This window comes from Nitrospira sp. (assembly GCA_030692565.1).
In the GTDB taxonomy this organism is placed as follows: domain Bacteria; phylum Nitrospirota; class Nitrospiria; order Nitrospirales; family Nitrospiraceae; genus Nitrospira_D.
Genome location: JAUYAO010000008.1, coordinates 15,680 through 39,416 on the forward strand (window position 1 = coordinate 15,680; position 23,737 = coordinate 39,416).

General features: G+C 58.2%; 20 protein-coding genes and 1 pseudogene. 19 read left to right on the top strand and 2 right to left on the bottom strand.

Features of this window, described 5'->3' with window-relative positions:
* The first annotated feature begins 41 nt into the window (after nt 1–41).
* The 14 genes and pseudogenes from Q8N04_02365 (at nt 42) to Q8N04_02430 (ending at nt 14,936) form a co-directional block, all read left to right on the top strand.
* Nucleotides 42–734 carry a hypothetical protein gene (locus tag Q8N04_02365; protein MDP3089494.1) on the top strand — a complete coding sequence of 231 codons (693 nt, stop codon included), beginning with the start codon at nt 42–44 and terminating at the stop codon, nt 732–734.
* A gap of 290 nt (nt 735–1,024) precedes the next feature.
* A complete protein-coding gene (locus Q8N04_02370; protein MDP3089495.1) occupies nt 1,025–2,221 on the top strand; it encodes a response regulator in 1,197 nt (398 codons plus the stop codon).
* A 501-nt stretch (nt 2,222–2,722) separates the two neighbouring features.
* Nucleotides 2,723–3,133 (top strand): annotated as a pseudogene (locus tag Q8N04_02375) (GIY-YIG nuclease family protein).
* A gap of 396 nt (nt 3,134–3,529) precedes the next feature.
* Entirely contained in the window at nt 3,530–4,072 is a 543-nt protein-coding gene (gene pyrR / locus Q8N04_02380; GenBank protein MDP3089496.1) for a bifunctional pyr operon transcriptional regulator/uracil phosphoribosyltransferase PyrR, read from the top strand.
* Between the two features lie 13 nt (nt 4,073–4,085).
* Nucleotides 4,086–5,006 (top strand): aspartate carbamoyltransferase catalytic subunit, encoded by a 921-nt coding sequence (locus tag Q8N04_02385; protein MDP3089497.1) that lies wholly within the window; start codon nt 4,086–4,088, stop codon nt 5,004–5,006.
* A 117-nt stretch (nt 5,007–5,123) separates the two neighbouring features.
* Nucleotides 5,124–6,410, top strand: coding sequence for a dihydroorotase (locus Q8N04_02390; GenBank protein MDP3089498.1), 1,287 nt, complete (start codon nt 5,124–5,126; stop codon nt 6,408–6,410).
* Nucleotides 6,411–6,413: 3 nt separating this feature from the next.
* Nucleotides 6,414–6,950 (top strand): hypothetical protein, encoded by a 537-nt coding sequence (locus tag Q8N04_02395; protein ID MDP3089499.1) that lies wholly within the window; start codon nt 6,414–6,416, stop codon nt 6,948–6,950.
* A complete protein-coding gene (locus tag Q8N04_02400; protein MDP3089500.1) occupies nt 6,947–7,114 on the top strand; it encodes a carbamoyl-phosphate synthase domain-containing protein in 168 nt (55 codons plus the stop codon). The genes Q8N04_02395 and Q8N04_02400 overlap by 4 nt, the downstream gene beginning before the upstream one ends.
* Nucleotides 7,111–8,289, top strand: a complete 1,179-nt coding sequence (gene carA, locus Q8N04_02405; GenBank protein MDP3089501.1) for a glutamine-hydrolyzing carbamoyl-phosphate synthase small subunit — start codon at nt 7,111–7,113, stop codon at nt 8,287–8,289. The genes Q8N04_02400 and carA overlap by 4 nt, the downstream gene beginning before the upstream one ends.
* The gene (sppA, locus tag Q8N04_02410; protein MDP3089502.1) at nt 8,282–9,247 is read left to right on the top strand and encodes a signal peptide peptidase SppA; all 966 of its coding nucleotides are present in this window, start codon (nt 8,282–8,284) and stop codon (nt 9,245–9,247) included. Before carA ends, sppA begins: the two co-directional genes overlap by 8 nt.
* A gap of 43 nt (nt 9,248–9,290) precedes the next feature.
* Nucleotides 9,291–10,253, top strand: coding sequence for a M48 family metallopeptidase (locus tag Q8N04_02415; GenBank protein ID MDP3089503.1), 963 nt, complete (start codon nt 9,291–9,293; stop codon nt 10,251–10,253).
* 126 nt (nt 10,254–10,379) lie between these two features.
* Nucleotides 10,380–13,652 (top strand): carbamoyl-phosphate synthase large subunit, encoded by a 3,273-nt coding sequence (gene carB, locus Q8N04_02420; protein ID MDP3089504.1) that lies wholly within the window; start codon nt 10,380–10,382, stop codon nt 13,650–13,652.
* A 14-nt stretch (nt 13,653–13,666) separates the two neighbouring features.
* Nucleotides 13,667–14,143 (top strand): transcription elongation factor GreA, encoded by a 477-nt coding sequence (gene greA, locus Q8N04_02425; protein ID MDP3089505.1) that lies wholly within the window; start codon nt 13,667–13,669, stop codon nt 14,141–14,143.
* Between the two features lies 1 nt (nt 14,144).
* Complete coding sequence (locus tag Q8N04_02430; GenBank protein MDP3089506.1) at nt 14,145–14,936, top strand: SAM-dependent chlorinase/fluorinase; 792 nt, start codon at nt 14,145–14,147, stop codon at nt 14,934–14,936.
* Nucleotides 14,937–14,943: 7 nt separating this feature from the next.
* Here the strand turns inward: Q8N04_02430 and lhgO are convergent, their stop codons facing one another.
* Together lhgO and bioA are read right to left on the bottom strand one after the other, a co-directional pair.
* Nucleotides 14,944–16,143: an L-2-hydroxyglutarate oxidase gene (gene lhgO / locus Q8N04_02435; GenBank protein ID MDP3089507.1), complete on the bottom strand. Its 1,200-nt coding sequence runs from the start codon at nt 16,141–16,143 to the stop codon at nt 14,944–14,946.
* The gene (bioA, locus tag Q8N04_02440; protein ID MDP3089508.1) at nt 16,130–17,500 is read right to left on the bottom strand and encodes an adenosylmethionine--8-amino-7-oxononanoate transaminase; all 1,371 of its coding nucleotides are present in this window, start codon (nt 17,498–17,500) and stop codon (nt 16,130–16,132) included. Before bioA ends, lhgO begins: the two co-directional genes overlap by 14 nt.
* Before the next feature lie 156 nt (nt 17,501–17,656).
* On the opposite strand from bioA, the gene lepA reads away from it, so the two are divergent.
* From lepA to Q8N04_02465, 5 genes are all read left to right on the top strand, one after another.
* The gene (gene lepA / locus Q8N04_02445) at nt 17,657–19,456 is read left to right on the top strand and encodes a translation elongation factor 4 (protein MDP3089509.1); all 1,800 of its coding nucleotides are present in this window, start codon (nt 17,657–17,659) and stop codon (nt 19,454–19,456) included.
* Complete coding sequence (gene lepB / locus Q8N04_02450) at nt 19,453–20,211, top strand: signal peptidase I (GenBank protein ID MDP3089510.1); 759 nt, start codon at nt 19,453–19,455, stop codon at nt 20,209–20,211. Before lepA ends, lepB begins: the two co-directional genes overlap by 4 nt.
* A gap of 15 nt (nt 20,212–20,226) precedes the next feature.
* Nucleotides 20,227–21,237, top strand: a complete 1,011-nt coding sequence (rfaE1, locus tag Q8N04_02455) for a D-glycero-beta-D-manno-heptose-7-phosphate kinase (protein MDP3089511.1) — start codon at nt 20,227–20,229, stop codon at nt 21,235–21,237.
* On the top strand, nt 21,230–22,030 hold the full coding sequence (gene kdsB / locus Q8N04_02460) for a 3-deoxy-manno-octulosonate cytidylyltransferase (GenBank protein MDP3089512.1): 801 nt from the start codon (nt 21,230–21,232) through the stop codon (nt 22,028–22,030). Before rfaE1 ends, kdsB begins: the two co-directional genes overlap by 8 nt.
* 103 nt (nt 22,031–22,133) lie before the next feature.
* The gene (locus tag Q8N04_02465; GenBank protein ID MDP3089513.1) at nt 22,134–23,735 is read left to right on the top strand and encodes a CTP synthase; all 1,602 of its coding nucleotides are present in this window, start codon (nt 22,134–22,136) and stop codon (nt 23,733–23,735) included.
* Nucleotides 23,736–23,737 lie beyond the last annotated feature (2 nt).

Below are 23,737 nucleotides of genomic sequence, written 5' to 3' on the forward strand. Positions count from 1 at the left end.
CCCCTTGCGCCGATCCGTCTTCTTCGATTACTGTCAGGCCTATGAGTGAGCCAACTACAGAGCCGGTGTCTGTCGAGGAGAGCGGCGACAAGGTCGTCATCTACTGGGAGCGGGAGTATTCGACCGCGTTTCCACCGGAGCGGCTGAAGCTGGATTTCAATCCGCACCGTCCGATGTTGAACAACATGACGCTCGATGAACAGCGAGGGCTCGCCGCCGGCGGGTATAAGGTGTTGCCGGACGACTGCGGCCCGGTCCGCACGGTCGGCAGCTATGGCTGGCTGATCCGGTGCCCGGCGGATGTCAAACTGCGCCGGACGGCCGATGGGGTCAGATGGCAATCGCCGCCCATCCAGCCGGAAGAGCGGTTGCTCGGATACAAATCGTTTTCCGGGACGTACGTCGATCTGATCCTCAACAGCGGCTATCCCAAGCTCTGCTGCGGGATTCGCTTTTACTATCCCAAGCATGTCGGGCTGATGATGAAGGACATTCCCAATCACTTCTATCATTACCCTGAGCGCACTTATGCCATCTGGGAAGGCATTAAGACCCAGGAATATAAGCGCACCCCGAATCAGTACGACTGGCTGCCGGACTATGAGGCCTTCACGGCCAATTTCCTGCTCCAACTTCACAAGCCCACGACCATCAAGCGTGGCGATCCCATCGGATTAGTGCTTCCTGTCATGCTGCCGAAGCAGTTCTCCCTCGAAGAAATCAAGCGCCCCTAGCAGGATGCTCAAAAAGTCCGCCAGCGGCGTTCTCGCGTCGCTCAGAGGCTCAACGTACGGAAAGGCAACCGGAGGCAATGGACCTCTCCGCTCGCTGCGCCTTGCCCGCGGAACGGCGCGTCTCGGCGCGCCGGGGTTGGGCGGGTGAGAACGGTGGCCTTTTTGAGCATCCTGCCGTGATTGATGGATTCAATCCTGTCCTCTAGGTTCTCGACATCGTTTGTCCCTCAAGTGTTTTTGCCATAAACCGATACAGGTAGTGGTTCCGCATGCCGGGAGGGGGAGGGGCTATGCGAAAAGTCTTGTTCGTAGATGACATGCCGGAAGTCCTGCGCATGTTGAAGCGCACGCTCGACCCGATCAAGGGCGAGTGGGACATGCGTTTTGTGGAAAGCGCGCCGGAGGCCCTGGCCGTAATGGAACAGGATGCGTTCGACGTGCTGGCGACCGACATGATCATGCCGGGGATGGACGGGTTCCAACTGTTGAAGGAAGCCAAGGCCCGGTATCCGCAGATGGTGCGCATCGCCTTCTCCGGCCAGCAGGGGCAGAGCCTGGGCCTGCGCTCGACCGATCTGGCGCATCAGTTTCTTGAAAAGCCCATCGATGCGCAACTCTTGCGGTCGATCATGATCCGCGCCTGCGGGCTGCGGGCGCTGTTGTCCGACGACAACGTGCGCAAGATTGTCACCAATCTCAAGTGCCTCCCCAGCCTTCCGGTGCTCTATAAAGAATTGATGGATGAAATCCATTCCGGCGATGCCTCGCTCAAGAAGATCGCCAAGATCATCTCCAAAGATATGGCGATGGTGACGAAGATTCTCCAACTGGTGAACTCCGCCTTTTTCGGATTGCGCACGACGGTGTCGAATCCCGAGCAGGCGGTGGCCTTGCTCGGCAGCGACACGATCCGGTCTCTCGTGCTGTCTATGCAGGCCTTCTCCCAGTTTGATGCCAAGGCGTTGCCGGGCTTTTCACTCGAGGCCTTGTGGCAACACGGGCTGAAAACCAGCGGCTATGCGAAAGCGATCGCAAAGGAAGAGCGCGTCCCTCAGGCCATGATCGACGATGCCTTCACGGCGGGACTATTGCACGATATCGGCATGCTGGTGTTGGCGAGTAACATGCCTGACGGGTACAAACAGGTATTGGGACTTCAGAAGGATAAGGGCCTGCTCGACTGGCAGGCGGAGCAGGAGGTGTTCGGCGTCACCCATGCTGAAGTCGGGGCCTATCTGTTGGGACTGTGGGGAGTCGGCGAAGCGATCGTCGAAGCCGTCGCCTATCACCATCGGCCATCCGTCTGCGACGAGCTGGCGTTCAGTCCGCTCACCGCCGTGCATGTGGCCAATGTGCTGGCTGAGAGTGAGCAGCCTATGGGAGAGAGCGGCACATCTCTTTCAATAGATGAAGCCTACCTGACCAAGCTGGGGAAATTGGATCAGCTTGCAGCGTGGAAAGAAGCCTGTCAGCCGGACGAAGAGTAAGACCGCCCTTTCTTCATTGCCCCGTCGAAACTAATCCTAGATCAATCAAGTCAGCTGCCCTTCGGCTCTGTGGAAGCCGGATGGAGTGCTGGCTGTCCATCTATCGAACAGGTAAGATGCCAGCGTAGGAAGATGGATGCCGCAGCAATCCGTGGGTGAGGTTGGTGCAATGAGTATCATGTGGGCCATCTACGCAGTGCGAAATAAAGTTGGCGCTTCCGGAAATCGAGTGGGTCAAGAGCCTGGCGCTCGGTCTACGGCGTCGCGTTCCCTTTCCGATGCCTCCCCTTCGTAAGGGGAGGGGAGGTGGGGTCGAGTCGAGTCTCCGCAGGCTGGCGCGCGCTCATGTGTGCCAGGCAGGTCCGTCCGCATGGCCCCGCGTCTTCGACCTCCCCTGGCCCCTCCTTACGAAGGAGGGGAGTGGCGGGGCGTGGATAGCGTCAAGCCGATGGTGCGAGATCGTGCTCTTCCCCACAGGGAACCCGGAAGCGCCATAAAGTTAATGGGAAGCAGTATGTGGGGCAGACGAAGCAGGACCCCGAGGTGAGATGGCGTCGCCATCGGTCTACGGCTAAGCAGTTCGAGTTACACCGTGATATGGCGCTCTTCGGGAAGCAGCAGTTCAGCATGCGCGTGCTTCAGTATTGCACGACGCAGGACGTGGCAAATGCAGCGGAGGTTCGATGGATCAAGAAGCTGCGCACGATGGTCCCGATGGGCTACAACATGATTGAGCCGCCGTTGTCGGAGAAGGCGCAGGCGGAGAAAGGTCGTCTCCTAATGGCGTCGTTTCGGAGGCGGCGCATGACAGGACTGTTTATGTGCGAGGGGTATGAGCGACAGATGATTAACGGGAAGTGGCAAGGGCCGTGGCGGAGATCTATCTCCAAGGCGCGGAAGGGCAAAGGGTGAGCGGAGAGAGTGAGTTCAACGGGAGGGTAAGAAAAGAAGGCGAGAGTCTGCCCTTGGTAATGCCTACGTGGGTTCAGTTGAAGCGCGCCATGCCCCGCCGCTCGCGCCAGGCCAGTGATGGAGGTCTGTCACGTCTTTGGCGAATGGGTTTCGTTGCCCGGTTACGCACGAACGTGAGGTGGATTCGACAGTCGGATTGGAATTGCGGAGCTTGACAGTCGGGGCGCGCCCCAGTAAGATCCAGATGCCTTTAATGCTCATCCAGAGAGGTGAGTAAGGAGCTTCTATGACAGCGATCTCCGGCTACGGCCGGTCCTCACAACCGAACCTTCTTGCTTGCAAATGCGGCGAGAGGGTTTTTTTTATGTCCACAATTCAGGAATGATGGGATCTGTAATGAATCGTGAGCAAGAGCGGTTGATTATGGATGCCGGCGATATCGCCCGGGCGTTGACCCGTGTGGCGCATGAGATTCTGGAGCGGAACAAGGGCGTGAAGGATCTGGCGCTGGTCGGGATCCGGACGGGCGGCGTCCATCTGGCCCATCGGCTGGCGAAGCGCATTCAGGAGATCGAACAGGCGCCTGTACCGATCGGGGATCTCGACATCACGCTCTATCGCGATGACTTGTCGTTGCGTAAGGAACAGCCGGTGCTGCGCACGACCTCGGTGCCGTTCGATATTTCCGATAAGATCGTCGTGCTGGTGGATGATGTGCTCTTTACGGGGCGAACGATTCGCGCTGCGATGGACGGTTTGATGGATCTGGGGCGTCCCGCGGAAATTCAATTGGCCGTCCTCGTCGATCGCGGCCATCGTCAACTGCCGATCAAGGCCAATTACATCGGGAAGAATCTCCCTACGTCGCGCGACGAACAAGTGCAAGTTTTGTTAGAAGAAGCGGGCGAAGATGATCGGGTGGTAATCCTAAGGGCCTGATGCGGAGGATGCCATGAGTCTCAAACATAAAAATCTGCTCAGTCTGGCACCCTTGTCGGTGGAGGATATCCAGCTCATTCTTGAGACGGCCGATTCGTTCAAGGAAGTGAGCGGCCGCGAGATCAAGAAAGTGCCGGCGCTGCGGGGGCGGACGGTCGTGAATCTTTTCTTCGAGCCGAGCACGAGAACGCGCACATCATTTGAATTAGCGGCCAAGCGGCTGAGTGCCGATGTCATTAATTTTTCTCCTTCGTCGAGCAGCGTCGTCAAAGGGGAAACCTTGCTCGATACAGCGCGCAACATTGAGGCCATGCAGGCGGATATTATCGTGCTTCGCCATTCGTCGGCGGGGGCGGCCGAGACCTTGGCGCGCGGGGTGAAGTCTTCGGTGATCAATGCCGGAGACGGCTGGCACGAGCATCCGACCCAGGCGCTGCTCGATCTCTATACGATTCGAGAGCGGGGGATGGCGTTCAAGGGATTGCGCGTGGCCATTGTGGGGGATGTGGCGCATAGCCGGGTGGCTCGGTCCAATATACTGGCCTTAACCAAGCTGGGCGCGGAAGTCCGTGTGGTGGGGCCGCCGACCATGATTCCTTTGGGCATTGAAAAGATGGGTGTGCGCGTCTTCCACCATCTCGACGAGGGCCTGCGGGATGTGCAGGTCATCATGATGTTGCGGCTCCAGCTCGAGCGGCAGGGACGGGCGCTGTTCCCGACCATTCGAGAGTATGCGCGTCTGTACGGACTGACGGCGGAGCGGGTGAAGCTGGCGGATCCGAAGGCGATTGTCATGCATCCCGGTCCGATCAATCGAGGGGTCGAGATCGCGCCGGAAGTCGCGGACAGTTTGTCGTCGGTGATCTTGGATCAAGTCGCGAACGGTGTGGCCGTTCGTATGGGTGTCCTTTACCTGATGTCAGGAGCGAACTAAATCCTAGCGATAGTGACTCAGGGCGGACGGGTGATCGATCACGGGATCTTGGATCCAGCGGCGAACGGCGTGGCCGTTCGCATGGGCGGCCATCTCATATTAGGAGCAAACTAAATCGTGGCGATACTGATTAAGGGCGGACAGGTGATCGATCCGGGGCGCGTCAATGGAGCAGCGGATGTCTTGATCGATCAGGGCAAGATTGCGGCGGTGGGGGCGAACCTGAAGGCTCCCGCCGGCTGTACGGTCATTGAGGCCAAGGGGCTGTTGGTGTTGCCTGGGTTCGTGGATTTGCATGTGCATTTTCGCGAGCCGGGGTTTGAGTATAAGGAAACGATTCAGAGCGGCAGCGCGGCGGCGGTGGCCGGCGGCTTTACCACGGTGTGTGCCATGCCGAATACGAAGCCGGTGAACGATAATCAAGCAGTGACGGAATTCATGATCGATCGGGCGCGCACGGCGGGGTTGGCGAATGTCTTGCCCATCGGAGCGATCACGAAGGGTTCAGAAGGCAAGGAGTTGGCGGAGATCGGCGATCTGCACCGCTCCGGCTGCGTGGCCATTTCCGACGACGGCAAGCCGGTCATGAACAGTCTCGTGATGCGGCGGGCGATGGAATATGCGGTGGCCTTTGACATCCCGGTGGTGGATCATTGCGAAGATCTGCATCTCGCCGAGGGCGGCTGCATGAATGAAGGGTTGATCTCCACCGAGTTGGGCTTGCCGGGGATTCCGGCCGCCGCGGAAGACGTGATGGTCGCACGCAATCTGTCCTTGTCGGAACTCACCGGGGCACGCTTGCATCTGGCCCATATCAGCACGGCGGGATCGGTGCGGATGGTGCGCGAAGCGAAAGCGCGCGGGATCAAGGTGACGGCAGAGGCGTGCCCCCACCATTTCACGCTCACGGAAGATGTCGTGCGTGGGTACAACACGCTGGCGAAAATGAATCCTCCGCTCAGAACCGGCGAGGATGTGCAGGCGATTAAAGAAGGGTTACGGGACGGGACGATCGACGTCATCGCCACAGACCATGCGCCTCATGCTACGCAGGAAAAACAGCAGGACTTTACTGAAGCCCCATTCGGCATTGTCGGCTTGGAAACGGCGCTCTCGTTGACGCTGGCGCTGGTGGATGAAGGCGTGCTGACGCTGGAGCAGGCGGTTGATAAATTGGCGACCGCGCCGGCTGTGGCGTTCGGACTTAAGAAGGGCACGCTAGCCGTCGGGGTGGATGCGGACGTCGCGATCGTCGATCCCAACGAACAGTGGCAGGTCGATCCCAGCAAGTTCAAGTCGAAGAGCCGGAACACGCCGTTTGCCGGATGGAAGGTGAAGGGGCGGGTCAGAACGACGATCGTCGGCGGGCGGGTGGTGTTTGAAGCGACTCCAGCGGAGCGGTAGTCTATGATGGAGTCTCGGGCGCGCTTGTGGATCTCACGTATCGGTCTGACGCTCGAATGGGTGGCCTTGGGAGTCTGGGTGGGCGGGTTGGTGATTCTGGTGGCCGCCGTGATTCCGGCGGTGTTTAACACGTTCGGCGGGCAGGATAGCGGGGGATTTTTTCTGACGAGAGCCTTTGAAGGATTCAATCGAGCGGTGATGGTGGTGATGGTGGTGATGATAGCCGGGATGGTCTGGCGCCGGTGGGTTCAGCATCCTGTGATGGCTCCCACTACTCTTGAAATGGTCCTGCTCGGGGTGATGGTACTTATTGCGGGGATCATTATCGGGTTCTTGCACCCTCAGGCAGCAGCACTGCAAGCCGAGGCGTTTGCGATCAAAGATGACGCGGCAAGGAAGGCGGCGTTTGAAGCCTTTTTTAAGCTCCATATGCCGGTGCGCGCGCTCTATATGGTGAATCTCTTTTTGGGTATTGCGTTGATGGGCGTGCGGGTCAATCATACGTTGCACACATTGCGAGTGAGTAAGGGGCAGGCATGAAGAAGGCGCTCTTGGCATTGGCCGATGGAACGATTTTCGCGGGGCGCGCTCTTGGCCACGCAGGCGAAGCTGTCTCTGAAGTACTGTTCAACACGGCCATGACCGGGTCTCAACTGGGCGTTCGCGTCAATCACACATTGCGACTGAGTAAGGGGCAGGCATGAAGAAGGCGCTCTTGGCATTGGCCGATGGAACGATTTTCGAGGGGCGTGCCCTTGGGCATGTAGGCGAAGCCATCGGTGAAGTGGTCTTCAATACGGCCATGACCGGGTACCAAGAGGTGCTGACCGATCCCTCTTATAAAGGACAGATCATTACGATGACCTGTCCCCATATCGGAAACTACGGGGTGACGCCGGAGGATAGCGAGTCTCGGAAAGTCTGGGCCGAGGGATTCGTGGTGATGGAGGCCAGCCGGCTGGTGAGCAATTGGCGAGGGAAAGACTGTATTCAGGATTATCTGGCCAAAGCCAAGATCGTCGCGATCGAGGGGTTGGACACACGTGCGCTGACGCGTCATCTGAGGGAGAAGGGCTCGCAACAGGCGGTGATTACACATGTAGATGCCGATCGAGAATCTGTCGTCAAGAAGGCCAAGCAGGCGCCGAGCATTCTCGGCCGCGATCTCGTCGCCGAGGTCACCTCGAAGCGTTCCTATGAATGGGACAAGGGTTCGGGGGAATGGATGCCGGATGTGGTGCCGGTGCGGGCGCGATCCGATCGACGAAAGCCCTGGCGGGTCGTGGCCTATGATTTCGGCGTGAAGGAAAATATCCTGCGACGGCTGGTCGATGTGGGGTGCCATGTGACGGTGGTGCCGGCGTCGACGTCGGCTGCCGAGGTGCAGGCGTTGAAGCCGGACGGGGTGTTTCTCTCGAACGGTCCGGGCGATCCCGAGGGTGTGCCCTATGCGATAGAAGCGGTGCGTGCGTTGATCGGTCGTTATCCGATCTTTGGCATTTGCCTGGGCCATCAGATCATTGGATTGGCCTTAGGTCTTAAGACCTACAAGCTGAAATTCGGGCATCACGGGTCGAACCATCCGGTCATCGATATCAGGACACGCAAGGTCGAGATCACCTCGCAGAATCACAATTTCGCCGTGCAGAGCCCGACCCCGATCGCTGGCGTGCCGGATCGTCCGATGACGATCGAGACCAAGCTCGGCAAGGTGTCGATTACCCACCTGAGCCTGAACGATCAGTCGATTGAGGGGATGGTCTGTCTGGACCAGCCGGTCTTTTCGGTGCAATATCATCCCGAGGCCTCGCCGGGCCCGCATGACTCGGCGTACCTGTTCGAGGAGTTTGTGCAGCTCATGGAGAAACATCATGGATAGATTCCGTCAATCCGTCGCCGGTGTGTTCGTCGTGGTTTTGAGCGCGTTACACACGGGCTGCGTCAATATTCAGATCCCGCCTCCGCCCGCTCCGCTGGAGGAACGGCAGGTCAGCGGAACCGGCAAGGACAAGATTCTGCTCGTGGATGTGTCCGGGATGATCAGTTCGGAAGAGAAGTCGAGTTTCTATACCCATCCCAGCATGATCGCGACGATCAAGGAAGAACTGACGCGGGCCTCACGTGATGAGTCGGTCAAGGCGCTGGTGTTGCGGATCAATACGCCTGGCGGGACCGTCACGGCGTCGGATATCATTCATCATGAACTCAAACTCTTCAAGGCGTCCCGCAAGATTCCGGTCATTGCTTCGATCATGGACGTGGGGGCCTCGGGCGGCTATTACATCGCCTCAGCCGCAGACCGGATCATGGCCCATCCCTCGACGGTGACGGGAAGTATCGGCGTGATCATGCTCACGGTGAATACTCACGGACTGTTGGAGAAAGTGGGGGTAGAGGCCACCGCGATCACGTCCGGCCCCCGGAAGGATATGGGGTCACCGTTTCGCGCGATGACTCCGGAAGAGCGGGGCATTTTCCAAGGGTTGATCGATTCGTTCTATCAGCGGTTCCTGACCGTTGTGCAGGAGGGCAGGCCGAATCTCCAGATGGAGCAGATCAAGAAGCTGGCCGACGGTCGGATCTATACCGGCGATCAAGCGAAAGCGGCGGGACTGGTTGATGAGATCGGCTATCTGGAAGAAGCCATTGAGGCAGCCAAGAAGAAAGCGGGACTGACCGAGGCGAAGGTGGTGACCTATCACCGCCCGGGCGATTATTCGAATAATGTGTACACCAAGCTCATGGCGCCAGGTCCGCTGGCGGCGCTGGGCAATCTCGACGTGATGTCGTTTGTCAGAGGCGGGACGCCGCAATTCATGTATTTGTGGATGCCCTAGGCCAGGCTGAAATCGTTCCGGGCCGGTTCGATTGGGTGACGTCATGGCAGAACAGGTTGATCATAACGTGGACCAGTTTCTCGCTACCCCTGTCGGGCGTCGCGCAGTACTGGCGTTTGGGGCGCGAGGAGTGGCCGGAATTTATGCGGCACTTGGGGCTTGCACGGCTCTGGGACTATTGTCGTCGTTGACCGGCTGTTATCGCGCACCGGGAACCGCCCGCGATCAGCTCATTTTCTTTTCGGAAGAAAAGGAAATGGAGTTTGGTCTTGGCGCGTACCGCGAGGTGTTGCGGCAGGCGACGCTGAGCGACAATGCGGAAATCAATGAGCTGGTTCAGAAGGTGGGGCAGCGGATTGCCAAGGCGGCGAATAAGCCGGAGTATCAGTGGGAGTTTGCGGTCATCGAAGATGACAAGATGGTGAACGCGTTTTGTCTGCCCGGCGGCAAAGTCGCGATCTTTACGGGCATCCTCAAGACGACGAAGAGCGAAGCAGGATTGGCGACAGTCATGGGGCATGAGGTTGCTCATGCGCTCCAGCGGCATGGCGTCGAACGGATGAGCCGCAGTATTATCGATCAAATCGCCCAATTGGGTGCGATCGGGGCGGCAGCGGCCGGGCATGCCGGAGGCGGAGCGATGCAGGGGTTGCTCGGAGCCTACGGCGTGAATGTATCGTTGCCGTTCAACCGGAAGCAGGAGTCGGAAGCGGACTATATCGGCCTGCGCCTCATGGCTGAAGCAGGATTCGACCCGCGGGAAGCGGTGCCGTTCTGGGAGCGCATGAGCGGCTGTCCCCGGCAGATGATCGGGAAGGTGTGCTTTCGGTCGCAGCAGGCGGTTCCGGAGTTTCTCTCGACGCATCCCTCGGACCTTACCCGTATCAATCAAATCGAGGCCTGGTTGCCTGACGCGATGCAACATTATCATGGGGCCAATGCCCCGACGGCTCCGCCTCCGGCACCCTATCGTCCCCTGATCGGGCCGATGCCGCAAATGAGCTAGTTTTTTACTGTCGAGAACGCATGCCGAAACGCACTGATACCAAGTCGATGTTGTTCGGTGGATCCGGTCCGATCGTCATCGGTCAGTATGTTGCACGTGAGCTAGGTTTCACACTGTAGAGGACGCATGCCGAAACGCACTGACATCAAGTCGATTCTGTTAATTGGATCCGGGCCGATCGTGATCGGCCAGGCTTGTGAGTTTGACTACTCCGGCACGCAAGCCTGCAAAGCGCTGCGGGAAGAGGGATTCAAGGTCATTCTCATCAACAGCAACCCTGCAACGATTATGACCGATCCTGAGCTGGCCGATCGCACGTACATTGAGCCGATCACGCTGGAGGTGGTGGAAAAAGTCATTGAACGTGAGCGCCCCGATGCGCTCTTGCCGACGATGGGCGGGCAAACGGCGTTGAATGCGACGATGGGGTTGGTGAAGCGTGGTGTGCTGGAGAAGTACGGCGTCAAGCTGATCGGGGCCTCGGCGGAAGCCATTCACAAGGCCGAAGATCGGGAGGCGTTCAAACAGGCGATGCAGCGGATCGGTTTGAAGGTGCCGGAGAGCGGGACGGCGCACAACCGCGATGAGGCGGCCAGGATTCTTGAGAAAGTCGGATTTCCCGCCATCATCAGGCCTTCGTTTACGATGGGCGGAACCGGCGGCAACATTGCCTACAACCGGGAGGAGTTCGAAAAGCTCATCGACTGGGCGCTGGCCATGAGCCCGACCAGTCAGGTGCTGATCGAGCGGTCGTTGATCGGATGGAAAGAATACGAGTTGGAGGTCATGCGGGATCTCAAGGACAACGTGGTCATCGTTTGTCCGATTGAGAATCTGGACCCGATGGGCGTGCATACCGGGGACAGCATCACCGTCGCACCGGCCATGACCCTGACCGACAAGGAATATCAGCGTATGCGTGACGCGGCTTTGCGGATCATTCGCGAGATCGGCGTCGATACAGGTGGCTCGAACATTCAATTCGGTCTGAACCCCGAGAATGGGGAGATGATCATCATCGAGATGAACCCGCGCGTGTCGCGGAGCTCGGCTTTGGCTTCGAAGGCTACCGGCTTTCCGATTGCAAAGATCGCGGCGAAGCTGGCGATCGGCTATACGTTGGACGAGATCACCAATGACATCACCGGCGTGACCAAGGCGTCATTCGAACCCACGATCGACTATGTCGTGGTCAAGATTCCTCGCTTCGCGTTTCAGAAATTCAAAGGAGCCGATCCGACGCTCACGACGCAGATGAAGTCCGTGGGCGAAGTGATGGCGATTGGTCGGACGTTCAAGGAGTCGCTGCAAAAGGCGATTCGCTCGTTGGAGCTGGACTTGAACGGACTGGCCTCACGGGTCGGCATCGATCGGGGGATTCCTGCCGAGTTCAATCGTGCCGAGGCGGTCGAGAAGATCCGGCGTACCCTGAAAACCCCATTACCTGAGCGGCTCTGGTATCTGGCCGACGGGATGAGGCTTGGCCTTACGAATGACGAATTGTTCGCGATTACCAAGATCGATCCCTGGTTTTTGGAGCAGGTTCGCGAGCTGATCCAGTGTGAGCAGTTGTTAATCGGCAAGGCTGACAAAGCCGCTGCGGTTCTCGCCGGCGATCTGTTGTGGGAGGCCAAGGAGTTGGGATTCTCCGATGACCGGATCGGTCAATTGCTCGGCGTCGAGGGGGCCGTTGTTCGCAAGGCACGCATGGGAACCGGCAAGTCTGCCAAGCCGGCCAGGGCCGTGACGTATAAGCGGGTCGACACCTGTGCGGCGGAGTTTGAAGCCAATACGCCCTATCTCTATTCGACCTACGGCAGTGAATGCGAATCGCGTCCCTCCGATCGCACCAAGGTGGTCATTCTCGGCGGCGGCCCCAACCGGATCGGGCAGGGGATCGAATTCGACTACTGCTGTGTACATGCGGCGATGGCGCTGCGCGAAGAGGGCGTCGAAACGATTATGGTGAACTGCAATCCGGAAACGGTGAGTACCGACTATGACACCTCGGACCGTCTCTACTTTGAGCCGCTCACGGAGGAGGATGTGCTGAACATCATCCATCGGGAGCAACCGCTCGGAGTGGTGCTGCAGTTCGGCGGGCAAACGCCATTGAAATTGGCGTTGCCGCTGTCCAAGGCCGGGGTGAAAATTCTCGGGACCAGCCCGGAGGCTATCGATCGAGCGGAGGATCGGGAACGGTTCCGCGACTTGCTGGACAAGCTTGGATTGCGTCAGGCCGAGAGCGGCATGGCGCGCTCTGTCGATGAAGCGGTGCGGATTGCCGGGAAGATCACCTATCCCGTGATGGTGCGTCCTTCTTATGTTCTGGGCGGGCGGTCGATGCAGATTGTTTATGAAGAAGCCGATTTGCTGGAGTACATGCGTTCGGCAGTGAAGGCGTCGCCTAAACATCCGGTGTTGATCGACAAGTATCTCTCGGACGCGATCGAGATCGATGCCGATGCCATTTCTGACGGGAAGACGGTAGTGGTGGCCGGCATCATGGAACATATTGAAGAAGCCGGGGTGCACTCGGGTGATTCGGCCTGTTCGCTTCCGCCGTACACCTTGGATAAGGCCCTCGTTCGAGAAATTGAACGCCAGATGAAGGCCTTGGCGTTGGAGTTAGGCGTGGTGGGTTTGATGAATGCGCAGTTCGCCGTGAAGGACAAAACGGTGTATGTGCTGGAGGTGAATCCGCGGGGCTCGCGCACGGTGCCGTTCGTCAGCAAAGCGATCGGTGTTCCGCTGGCCAAGCTGGCCATGAAGGTCATGCTGGGGAAATCGCTCCAGGAGCTTGGTTTTACGAAAGCGCCGCAGCCTGCGCACTTGTCGGTGAAAGAAGCGGTATTCCCGTTCAATAAATTTCCGGGGGTCGACGTGTTGTTGGGGCCGGAAATGAAATCGACGGGAGAAGTCATGGGCATCGACAGCGATTTCGGCTGGGCATTTGCCAAGTCCCAGGCTGGAGCAGGAGCCACCTTGCCCCAATCAGGGACGGCCTTTATCAGCGTCAAAGAATCCGATCAGTCGTCGGCGTGGGGTGTGGCAAAACGGTTGCACGGCCTGGGGTTTAAGATTCAGGCGACCAGCGGGACGGCCAGTTTCTTGAAAGATAAAGGGGTTGAGGTGGAGATCGTCAATAAAGTAAAAGAGGGGCGTCCCCATATCGTTGACCATATTAAAAACGGGGCCGTCGCGCTAGTCGTGAATACCGTGCGGACGGCCTCCGCCCATACGGACTCACTGTCTATTCGTCGGGAGGCCCTGCAGAGGGGCGTGCCCTACTATACGACGATGCGAGGAGCGCTAGCGGCTGTGATGGGGATCGAAGCCCTGGCGAAGAAAAAATTGTCGATTCGATCTCTGCAAGAGTATCATCGAGCTCAGGTGTAAAAGGAGTCTGCGGGATGCCGACACCCATTACTAAAAAAGGTTATGAGGCGCTCAAGGCCGAACTTGATCGCTTACGCAAGGTCGAACGACCGAAGAATATCGAAGCGATTGCCGAAGCTCGTGCGCATGGCGATTTGAGCGAGAATGCCGAGTATGACGCGGCCAAGGAGCGGCAGGGATTCATAGCGTCGCGTATGGCTGAGCTCGAAACCAAAATTGCTGAGGCCCGGGTGGTGGATACGACCGGCCGCACGACGGACACCGCGGTGTTCGGCGCAACGGTGCTGGTGATCGAGCAGGAATCGCAGTCGAAAAAAACGTACACACTGGTCGGCCAGGACGAAGCCGATATGAAGGTCAACAGAATCTCCGTGCAGTCGCCGGTCGGCCGCGCGCTCATCGGGAAGCGGGTCGGAGATTTTGTCGAGGTGACGACGCCCACGAAGGTCATGGAATACGAAGTCGTGGAGATCAAGTTCGAGGAACTGTGACGTGCCTCCAGCCCTCCCGCTCATCACTCTCCTGACCGATTTCGGCTCCAAAGATTATTTTGTGGCCAGTATGAAAGGGGTAATCCTGACAATCCACCCCGCTGCCCGCATTGAAGACGTGTCCCATCACATCACGCCGCATCGAATCGACGAAGCCGCCTACTGTCTCCAGTCCTGCTACCGGACGTTTCCCGAAGGCACCGTACACGTTGTTGTGGTCGATCCCGGTGTCGGCAGCAACCGACGGCCGATTCTGGTCAAAACGGGTCGCTATTTCTTCGTGGCGCCGGACAATGGTGTGCTCTCGCCGGTCTTGAATTTGGAAGAGAATGTTGAGATCCGGGAAATTGAACAGCAACAGTATCAATTGCAGTCCCCCGGAGCGACCTTCCACGGCCGGGATGTGTTTGCCCCGGCGGCAGCCTGGCTGACCAAAGGCACGGCGCTGTCATCGTTCGGCCGATTGGTCTCTGATCCGGTCAGAATGAACTGGCCTCAACCCCAGGTGACAGCGCGAACGATTGTCGGAGAGATCGTCTACATCGACCATTTCGGCAATCTGATCTCGAACATTTCCCACACTCAGATTGAAGCCGGCAAGCTCGGCAGGGCGGAGATTCGGGTGGGGGAGCATCGCATCGGGAACTTGGTGGGGAGCTATAGTGAAGGGAAGGCCGACGCTCTCCATGCTTTGATCAATAGCAATGGGATGCTGGAGCTATTTCTCAAGGAACGATCGGCAAGCGAATGCTTGAAGATTGGCGTCGGAGCCGGCGTCGAGATGAATGGGTAATGGAAGGTTATCGTAGACGTTGGTCGATCTGATCGCACACATGAGCGGCGAAGGGCAGTGAACAGGTGAAGGCGGGCGAGACCGCATTGAGGACATGCATCGAGCCGCGGTCTCCTTCCAAGACGAAGTCCATTTCAAGTTTCTTTTTCGTGATGTCGAGGAGTTGCGCCCTGATGCCGGGCCGTCCCCACTTCTGATAGTTCGATTCCTGTACCCCTTCGGCGAGCACCGAGGCGAGTTCGACCATCTTGCTGCGGGAGTATTTGGCAATCTCTTCCATGGCGAGGCGACGGTAGTCGAACTGCGCATTGGTCAGCAGGCCGAGTCCACGGCCCGCGACCTCCATCATCTCACCCAGTTTGAAATTGCTGAGGCCCTCGTAATTCTCGCGCCAGAAGGCCGGAATGGCCGTGGGGCCGATTTTAGCCTTTCCGTCAGCGGTGATGGTGAAGTGCACACCGAGAAACGGATTTCTCAGGTCAGGCACCGGGTAGATATTCGTGCGGATCGCGCCCGGCGGCTCGTTTGAATAGAGATAGAGCCCTTTGAAGGGCAGGATCCGATACTTTTCCGAGAAGCCATACGCCATCGCGATTTTGTCCGCGTACAATCCCGCGGCGTTGACGACATATCCGGCGGTAATCGTGTCGGAGTTGGTCCGGACTCCTTGATCGGTTCGGCTGATATATGCGGTGTCGAATCGTATCTCGATACCTTCTTGGATGGCATCGCGTTGCATGGCGTCGACGACGTGCAAGGGGTTCACGGTCGAGGTGCGGGGTGAGAACAGGGCGCGCTGGTAGGTTTTGACGCGAGGCTCGATCCGTTTGGCTTCCGCTTCGGTCAGCTCCTGAATTTCAATCGCGTTCGCTCGGCCGCGCTTTATAAGCTCGTCGAGGGAGGCAAGATCGCCGGCATCTTTGGCCACGACGAGTTTGCCGCAGCGATTGAGCGGGATGCCTTTCTGCTCACAATAGGCGGTCATCCGCTCGTTCCCGAGCTTGGTGAATTTCGCCTTTAGGCTATCGGGGGAATAGTAGAATCCTGCATGGAGCACACCGCTGTTGCGGCCGCTGGCGTGGGCTCCGCAAGCGGACTCTTTCTCGATCAAGAGAATGCGGGCATCGGCATGGCGTGACTTGAGTTCTCTGGCGATACTCAGTCCAATGACTCCGCCGCCGATCACGAGAAAATCACAGATCCGCATGGACCCTCATGATGGCTTCTTGAAGGATCGTTGTCATGCGTTGGAGTTCCCGTGGTGTCACGGAGAGCGGCGGCATCAGGACGATCACATTGCCGATCGGGCGGAGCAAGAGTCCGCGACGGCGTGCCTCCATGGCGATCCGATGGCCGATTCTAGCCTGCAGGGGGATGGCTTCGCGGCTGGTCTTGTTCCGAACGAGTTCGATGCTCACCATCATGCCGCGCTGGCGGATCTCTCCCACGAACGGCAGGTTGGCAAGGGGCTTGAGCAGGCGTTTCAAGAGGGCGATCTTCGGGCGTAGTCCCGCCAGGGTTTTTTCTTTGCGGAAGACTTCAAGGTTTGCCAGTGCCACCGCGCAGCCCAGGGGGTTGCCGGTATAGCTATGGCCGTGAAAGAACGTCTTGAACTCTTCGTATTGCCCCAGAAACGCGTTGTAGATGTCTTCAGTCGTCAGCGTAGCGGCTAAGGGCATATATCCGCCGGTCAATCCCTTGCTGATGGCCATCAGATCCGGGGTGACGCCCTCATGCTGGCAGGCAAACATCTTTCCCGTGCGGCCGAATCCTGTCGCCACTTCATCGGCGATGAGTAATACATTATGTTGAGTGCAGAGTTCGCGGATGCGCTTCAAGTAGCCGGGCGGAGACATGATCATGCCGGCCGCGGCTTGCACCAACGGTTCGATGACGAATCCGGCGATCTCGCGATGCCGGGTTTTGAGCAGCTGTTCGATCGGATCGAGGCAGGCCATCCGGCAGGAGGGATAGGTGAGTTTGAGCGGACAGCGGTAACAGTAGGGAGGCTCGGCGTCGAGGGTTGGAAACAGAAGTGGTTTGAATCGGCCGTGAAACAGCTCGATATTCCCGATGCTGATGGCCCCGATCGTGTCGCCGTGATAGGCCAGCTTGAGATGCAGAAAGATATGTTTGGGTCCGGCCTTCGGACGGTGTTGCTGCCAATATTGGACCGCCATCTTGAGCGCGACTTCCACGGCCGTTGACCCGTTGTCGGAATAAAACACTCGTGTGAGTCCTTTGGGTACGATTCGGATCAGCTCGCGCGCGAGGCGAATAGCCGGCGGGTTTGAGAGGCCCAGAAAAGTCGAGTGGGCAATCTTGTCGAGTTGGTTTTTAATGGCGCGATCGAGCGTCGGATGCCGATGCCCATGGAGATTCACCCAGATAGACGAGGTTCCGTCGAGGTACTTCTTGCCCTGAGTATCGACCAGGTAGGCGCCCTTTCCCCGTTCGATAATGAGGGGGGCCTCCTGTTCCCATTCCTGCATCTGTGTAAAGGGATGCCAGAGATATTTCCGGTCCCAATCCGCGAGTGTGTCTGAGGGGGTGCGTGACGCCATGCGATTCAGAGTTCCTGCGAAGTCGGGCGGAGTTGAGATGCGTAGAAAGGCTCGAAAATCACTGTGCGGCGGCGATTATACGAGTGAGTCCTGACTTTGACAACCCAGGGGGCAGTTACTATAATGAACCGATTTTTTTCTGAAAAGAGCTAGGATTTGCAAAGCCTTATACGAAACTTCTCGATTATCGCCCATATCGATCACGGTAAATCGACCCTCGCTGACCGGCTCTTGGATGCGACCGGCGCGGTGACCGCCCGCGAGGCCAAGGAGCAGATCCTTGATGCCATGGATCTTGAGCGGGAACGTGGCATTACGATCAAGGCCCATGCGGTCGCCATCCGGTACAAGGCCAAGGATGGGAAGACCTACGATTTGCACTTGATCGATACGCCGGGGCACGTCGATTTCACCTATGAAGTCTCCCGGAGTCTCGCGGCGTGCGAGGGTGCGCTCTTGCTTGTGGATGCCACGCAGGGGGTGCAGGCGCAGACCATCGCCAACGTGAATCTGGCTATGGCGAACAATCTGACCATTATCCCCGTCATCAATAAGATCGATTTGGCCAGTGCGGACGTCGAGGGCACCAAGAATTCCATTTCAGAAGTGTTGCAGCTGGATGCCAGCGATGCGATGCCCATCAGTGCGAAAGAGGGCAAGGGAGTACCGGCAGTGCTCGAAGCGATCATCGAGCGGATTCCGCCGCCGTCCGGTGATCCCAAGGCCCCGCTAAAAGCCCTCATTTTCGATTCCTGGTTTGATAACTACCAGGGGGTGATCGTCCTCATCCGCATCGTGGACGGCGAAGTCCGTCCGGGGATGAAGATTAAAGTCATGTCCAATGACCGGACATTTGAAGTGATGGAAGTCGGGAAGTTTATTCCCAAGCGGTCGAAGACGACCCAGTTGCTGACCGGTGAGGTCGGCTATCTCTGTGCGAACATGCGTGAAGTGGCGGACGTCAAGATCGGTGACACGCTGACCGATGCCGTGCACCCGACGGCTACGCCGTTCCCGGGATATAAAGAAGTGAAGCCGCTGGTCTTTTGTGGACTCTATTCGACCGACACGGCGAAGTATGAAGACCTGCGGGATGCGCTCGTCAAATTGCGATTGAACGATTCCTCTTTCGTCTATGAGCCGGAGAGTTCCTTGGCCTTGGGCTTTGGCTTTCGTTGCGGCTTCCTGGGTTTGCTGCATATGGAAATCATCCAGGAGCGCCTGGAGCGGGAATACGGCCTGACGTTGATTACGACCGCCCCCACCGTCGTTTATCGCGTGATGACGACCAAAGGCGAGGTGCTGGAGATCGACAATCCCGCCGAGCTGCCGGAGCCCAGCAGTATCGAGTCATTTGAGGAGCCCTTTATCCTGGCGACCGTCATTACGCCGGAACGCTACATGGGGGCGATCCTCAAGCTCTGTCAGGAACGCCGTGGCATTCAGCGGGATATCCACTTTCTCGATCCGACGCGTGTCGTCATCAGCTATGAGATGCCGCTCAACGAAGTCATCCTGGATTTTTATGACAAGCTCAAGTCGCGCACGCAAGGCTACGCGTCGCTGGATTATGAATTGCTCGGCTATCGCGAATCCGATCTGGTGAAGCTGGATATTCTGCTGAATGGCGAGGCGGTGGATGCGTTGTCGTTCATTACGCATAAAGAGCGATCGGTCCATCGCGGGCGGCAGATGGCGGAAAAGATGAAAGAGCTGATCCCTCGCCAGATGTTTGAAATTGCCATCCAGGCGGCGATCGGGACGAAGATCATTGCCCGCGAGTCGATCGGCGCGATGAAGAAGAACGTCATCGCGAAGTGCTATGGCGGCGATATCTCACGCAAGCGGAAGCTCTTAGAAAAACAGAAAGAGGGTAAGAAGCGGATGAAGTCGGTGGGGAGCGTGGAAGTGCCGCAAGAGGCCTTCCTGGCGCTGTTGAAAGTGGGGGATGAATGAGTGTCGAACCGACTCCGCCTAATCTTGAGGACGTGTCAGGGGGCGCCCCGGTCACGGTTCCGACCGAAGCCCCGACGGCGGGCGAGGCTCGTCAGAGCGGGAAGTCTATTGTTCGGGAGTATGCCGAAGCCATCGTTGTCGCGATGTTGCTGGCTTTCGCCATTCGGGTGTTCGTTGTGCAGGCGTTTAAAATTCCCTCCGGATCCATGATTCCCACACTGTTGATCGGGGATCACATTCTGGTCAGCAAGTTGTCCTACGGGTTGCAATGGCCGACCGACTGCAAGCTGCAATGGAATTTTCCTCCGGTGAATTGCTACACGTCCTCCAACGTGATGCCGTTCGGCAAGCCGCAGCGGGGTGATGTCATCGTCTTTCGCTTTCCGGAAGATGAAGAAAAAGACTTTATCAAGCGCATCGTCGGCACCCCCGGAGACACGGTGCAGATCCATAATAAGCAGGTGCTCGTCAACGGCCAGGTACTCGACGATCGGGCTTTTACGCAACGGATTGACCCGGGCATCATCGATAGCACGATCAATCCCCGCGACAATTTCGGCCCGGTGACGGTGCCGGAGGGAGCCTATTTTGTCATGGGCGACAATCGCGACCAGAGCCTCGATAGCCGGTTCTGGGGCTATGTGCGGGAAGAGAAGATCCGCGGGAAGGCGTTCCGAATCTACTGGTCCTGGAGCGGCCAGGGGCAATGGACTGAGTGGGTTCGATGGGATCGGTTCGGTAAAGCCATTCAATAGAAGGACGCGCACGGCATGGCTTCGCAAACCACGCAGAATCAATCCGTCTCACAGAAGGCGCTTCGCCAGTATCTCCAGCGATTCCCTCAGGCCAGCCTGCTGGTCATCGGGGATTTGATTCTTGACCACTATGTGATGGGACGGGTGAGCCGGATTTCTCCGGAGGCTCCGGTGCCGGTCGTGCATGTTGAGTCCGAGACTCTCCGATTGGGCGGGGCGGCCAATGTCTTCAACAACATTCTCGCGCTCGGCGGGAAAGCGGACTTATGCGGTGTCATCGGCGCCGACGAGAGTGGACGGCTGCTGCTGAAGGAATTGGGCAAGTCGCGCTCCGGGCGGGGTGGGGTGATTATCGATCATGATCGTCCGACCACCAGGAAGAGCCGGGTGATCGCCCACAATCAGCAGATCGTGCGCTATGACATGGAGGGGCGACAGGAACTGAAAGGAACGCTTCAGAAACGGTTGCTGCGCTATGTCGAATCGCGGATTCGCGAGTTGTCCTGCATTGTTGTCTCAGATTACGCCAAAGGCGTCGTGTCGGCGGCCCTCATGACCGAATTGACGCGGATGGCGGCCTTGCGCAAGATCCCGATCATCGTCGATCCGAAGGTCGAGCATTTCAGCTACTACAAGGGCGTGACGGTCATGACGCCGAATCATCTGGAAGCCACCCAGGCGGCCGGCTTGCATGGCGATGATGATCAGACCATCAATCAGGCCGGCGCCGTGATTCGCCAGCGGCTGGGGTGCCAATCCGTACTGATCACACGCGGTGAGAAAGGCATGAGCCTGTACGAGGGCGAGGGCACGTCCTGGCATCTTCCGACGCAGGCCCGGCAAGTCTACGATGTGACGGGGGCCGGCGATACGGTCATCGGGACCTTGGCCTTGGCGCTGGCAACCGGCGCGAACATGCGGGAAGCCGCGACGCTGGCCAATCATGCGGCCGGCATCGTCGTGGGGATGGTCGGCACGGCGACGGTCTCGCCTAAGCAGCTCCTGGAGGCGGTCGGCAATGGCTAAATCATTGTCGTCGGTCATCGTGGTGATTCCGGCACGGTACGGCTCGTCGCGGTTTCCCGGGAAACCGTTGGTGAAGTTGGCCGGCAAACCGATGGTCCAGCATGTGTACGAACGGGCGCGAGCCTGTCGGTCCGTGAACGACGTGTTGGTGGCGACGGATGATGAGCGCATCAAGCAGGCCGTCGAGCAGTTCGGCGGTCGGGCCATCATGATGGGCGGCGAGTACCGGACGGGGACTGATCGTGTGGCGGCGGTGGCGCGGATGTTTGCGGGGGACTGTTTTCTGGACTTGCAGGGTGACGAGATTCCGCTGAACCCCGAGCTGCTGTCGGATCTCATCGACCCGTTTCTCCAGAGCGGCGCCGAAATGGGCACATTGAAGCGCAAGATGGATGCGACCGACGATCTGCAGAATCCGGCGATCGTGAAGGTGGCGACGGATACCAAAGGCTATGCGCTGTATTTCTCGCGCGCGCCGATCCCGTTGGTCCGCGACGATCCGAGCCGGCGTGTGGTGAGCGGGCTGCATTACATACATCTCGGGGTCTATATCTATACCAAGGAAACCCTGCTGCGCTTCGCCGGGATGAAGACGGGCCTGTTGGAAGATGCGGAAAAGCTGGAGCAGTTACGCGCGCTCGAAAACGGCGTCCGTGTGCGTGTCTGGGAGACGCCCTATGCCTCGCTGCGCATCGATACGCCGGAGGATGTTCCGGAGGCCGAAGAGAAATTGCGGCAGTACGAATCCCTGAAGCAGGAACTCAACCTCAAACGGACCGCACCGAGCCGATGATGGGGGCAGCCATGAGCAAGTTTATTTTCGTCACGGGTGGAGTGGTCTCGTTGCTGGAGAAAGACTTGGCCTCGGCGTCGATCGGCACTGCATGGGGGCAGCCATGAGCAAGTTTATTTTTGTTACAGGTGGAGTGGTCTCGTCTTTGGGAAAGGGGTTGGCCTCGGCGTCGATCGGCAATCTCCTGGAGAGCCGCGGGCTCAAGATCACGTTCTTGAAGCTCGACCCCTACATCAACGTCGATCCGGGCACGATGAACCCCTATCAACACGGCGAAGTCTTCGTCACCGAAGATGGGGCCGAAACGGATCTCGACCTGGGGCACTACGAGCGGTTCACCTCGCTGTCGCTGACGAAGGAAAGTAATTACACGACCGGGCGGATTTACCATTCCGTCATCACGAAAGAACGCCGGGGCGACTATCTCGGCGGCACCGTCCAGGTCGTGCCGCACATCACCGACGAGATCAAGCAATGCATCATGCGGATCTCGCAGGGAATCGATGTCACCATCGTCGAGATCGGCGGGACCGTCGGCGATATTGAAAGTCTGCCGTTCCTCGAAGCCATCCGCCAGATGCCCTACGACGTGGGCCGCGACAATGTGTTGTATGTTCATCTGACGCTGGTGCCCTACATCGGCGCCGCCGGTGAATTGAAGACCAAGCCCACACAGCATTCGGTGAACAAGCTTCGCGAGATCGGTATCCAGCCGCATATTCTGCTGTGCCGTACGGATCGCTACATTCCGCCGGAGATGAAGGCCAAGATCGCGATGTTTTGCAACGTCGAGAAGGATGCCGTCATTACTGCGAAAGATGTGGAGACGATCTATGAAGTGCCGATTGTCTTTCGGAAGGAAGGCCTGGATGAATTGATCGTCCGGCTGTTGCACATCGAGACCGGTCCGCCCAATCTTCGTGAATGGGATGCGATGGTGCAGAAGATCAAGCATCCGAAGCACGAGATTTCCGTCGCGCTGGTGGGGAAATATGCGGGGCTGAAGGAGTGTTACAAGAGTCTGGCCGAAGCGCTGGTGCATGGCGGGATCGATCATGAGACGAAGGTCAACATTACCTGGATCGAGTCCGAGGATGTCGAACGCCAAGGAACCGAGCGGATTTTGCGCGAGGCGGACGGGATTCTGATTCCCGGCGGGTTCGGGACACGCGGGGTCGAAGGGAAAATCCTCACCATCAAGTATGCGAGAGAGCGCGAAATGCCGTTCCTCGGGCTGTGCCTGGGTATGCAATGCGCCACGATCGAGTTTGCGCGGAACGTGGCGGGCCTGGCGGGAGCCAACAGTTCGGAGTTCGACGAGCAATCGCCGCACCCCGTCATCCATTTGATGTCAGACCAGCAGTCCGTGAGCGACAAGGGCGGAACCATGCGGCTGGGCTCCTATCTGTGCAAACTCGGAGAGGGGACGCTGGCCCAGAAGATGTACGGCGTCAACGAGATCGGTGAACGGCATCGGCATCGATACGAATTCAACAACGCCTATCGCGAGCAACTTACGGCCAAGGGATTGGTGCTGAGCGGCCTGTCGCCCGACGGGCGGCTGGTTGAGATCGTCGAGCTGAAGAAACACCCCTGGTTTCTCGCGACGCAGTTCCATCCTGAGTATCGTTCGCGCCCGCATCATCCGCATCCTCTTTTTAGTGGATTCGTTGGCGCAGCATTACGCAAAAAACTCGGGCACTAATC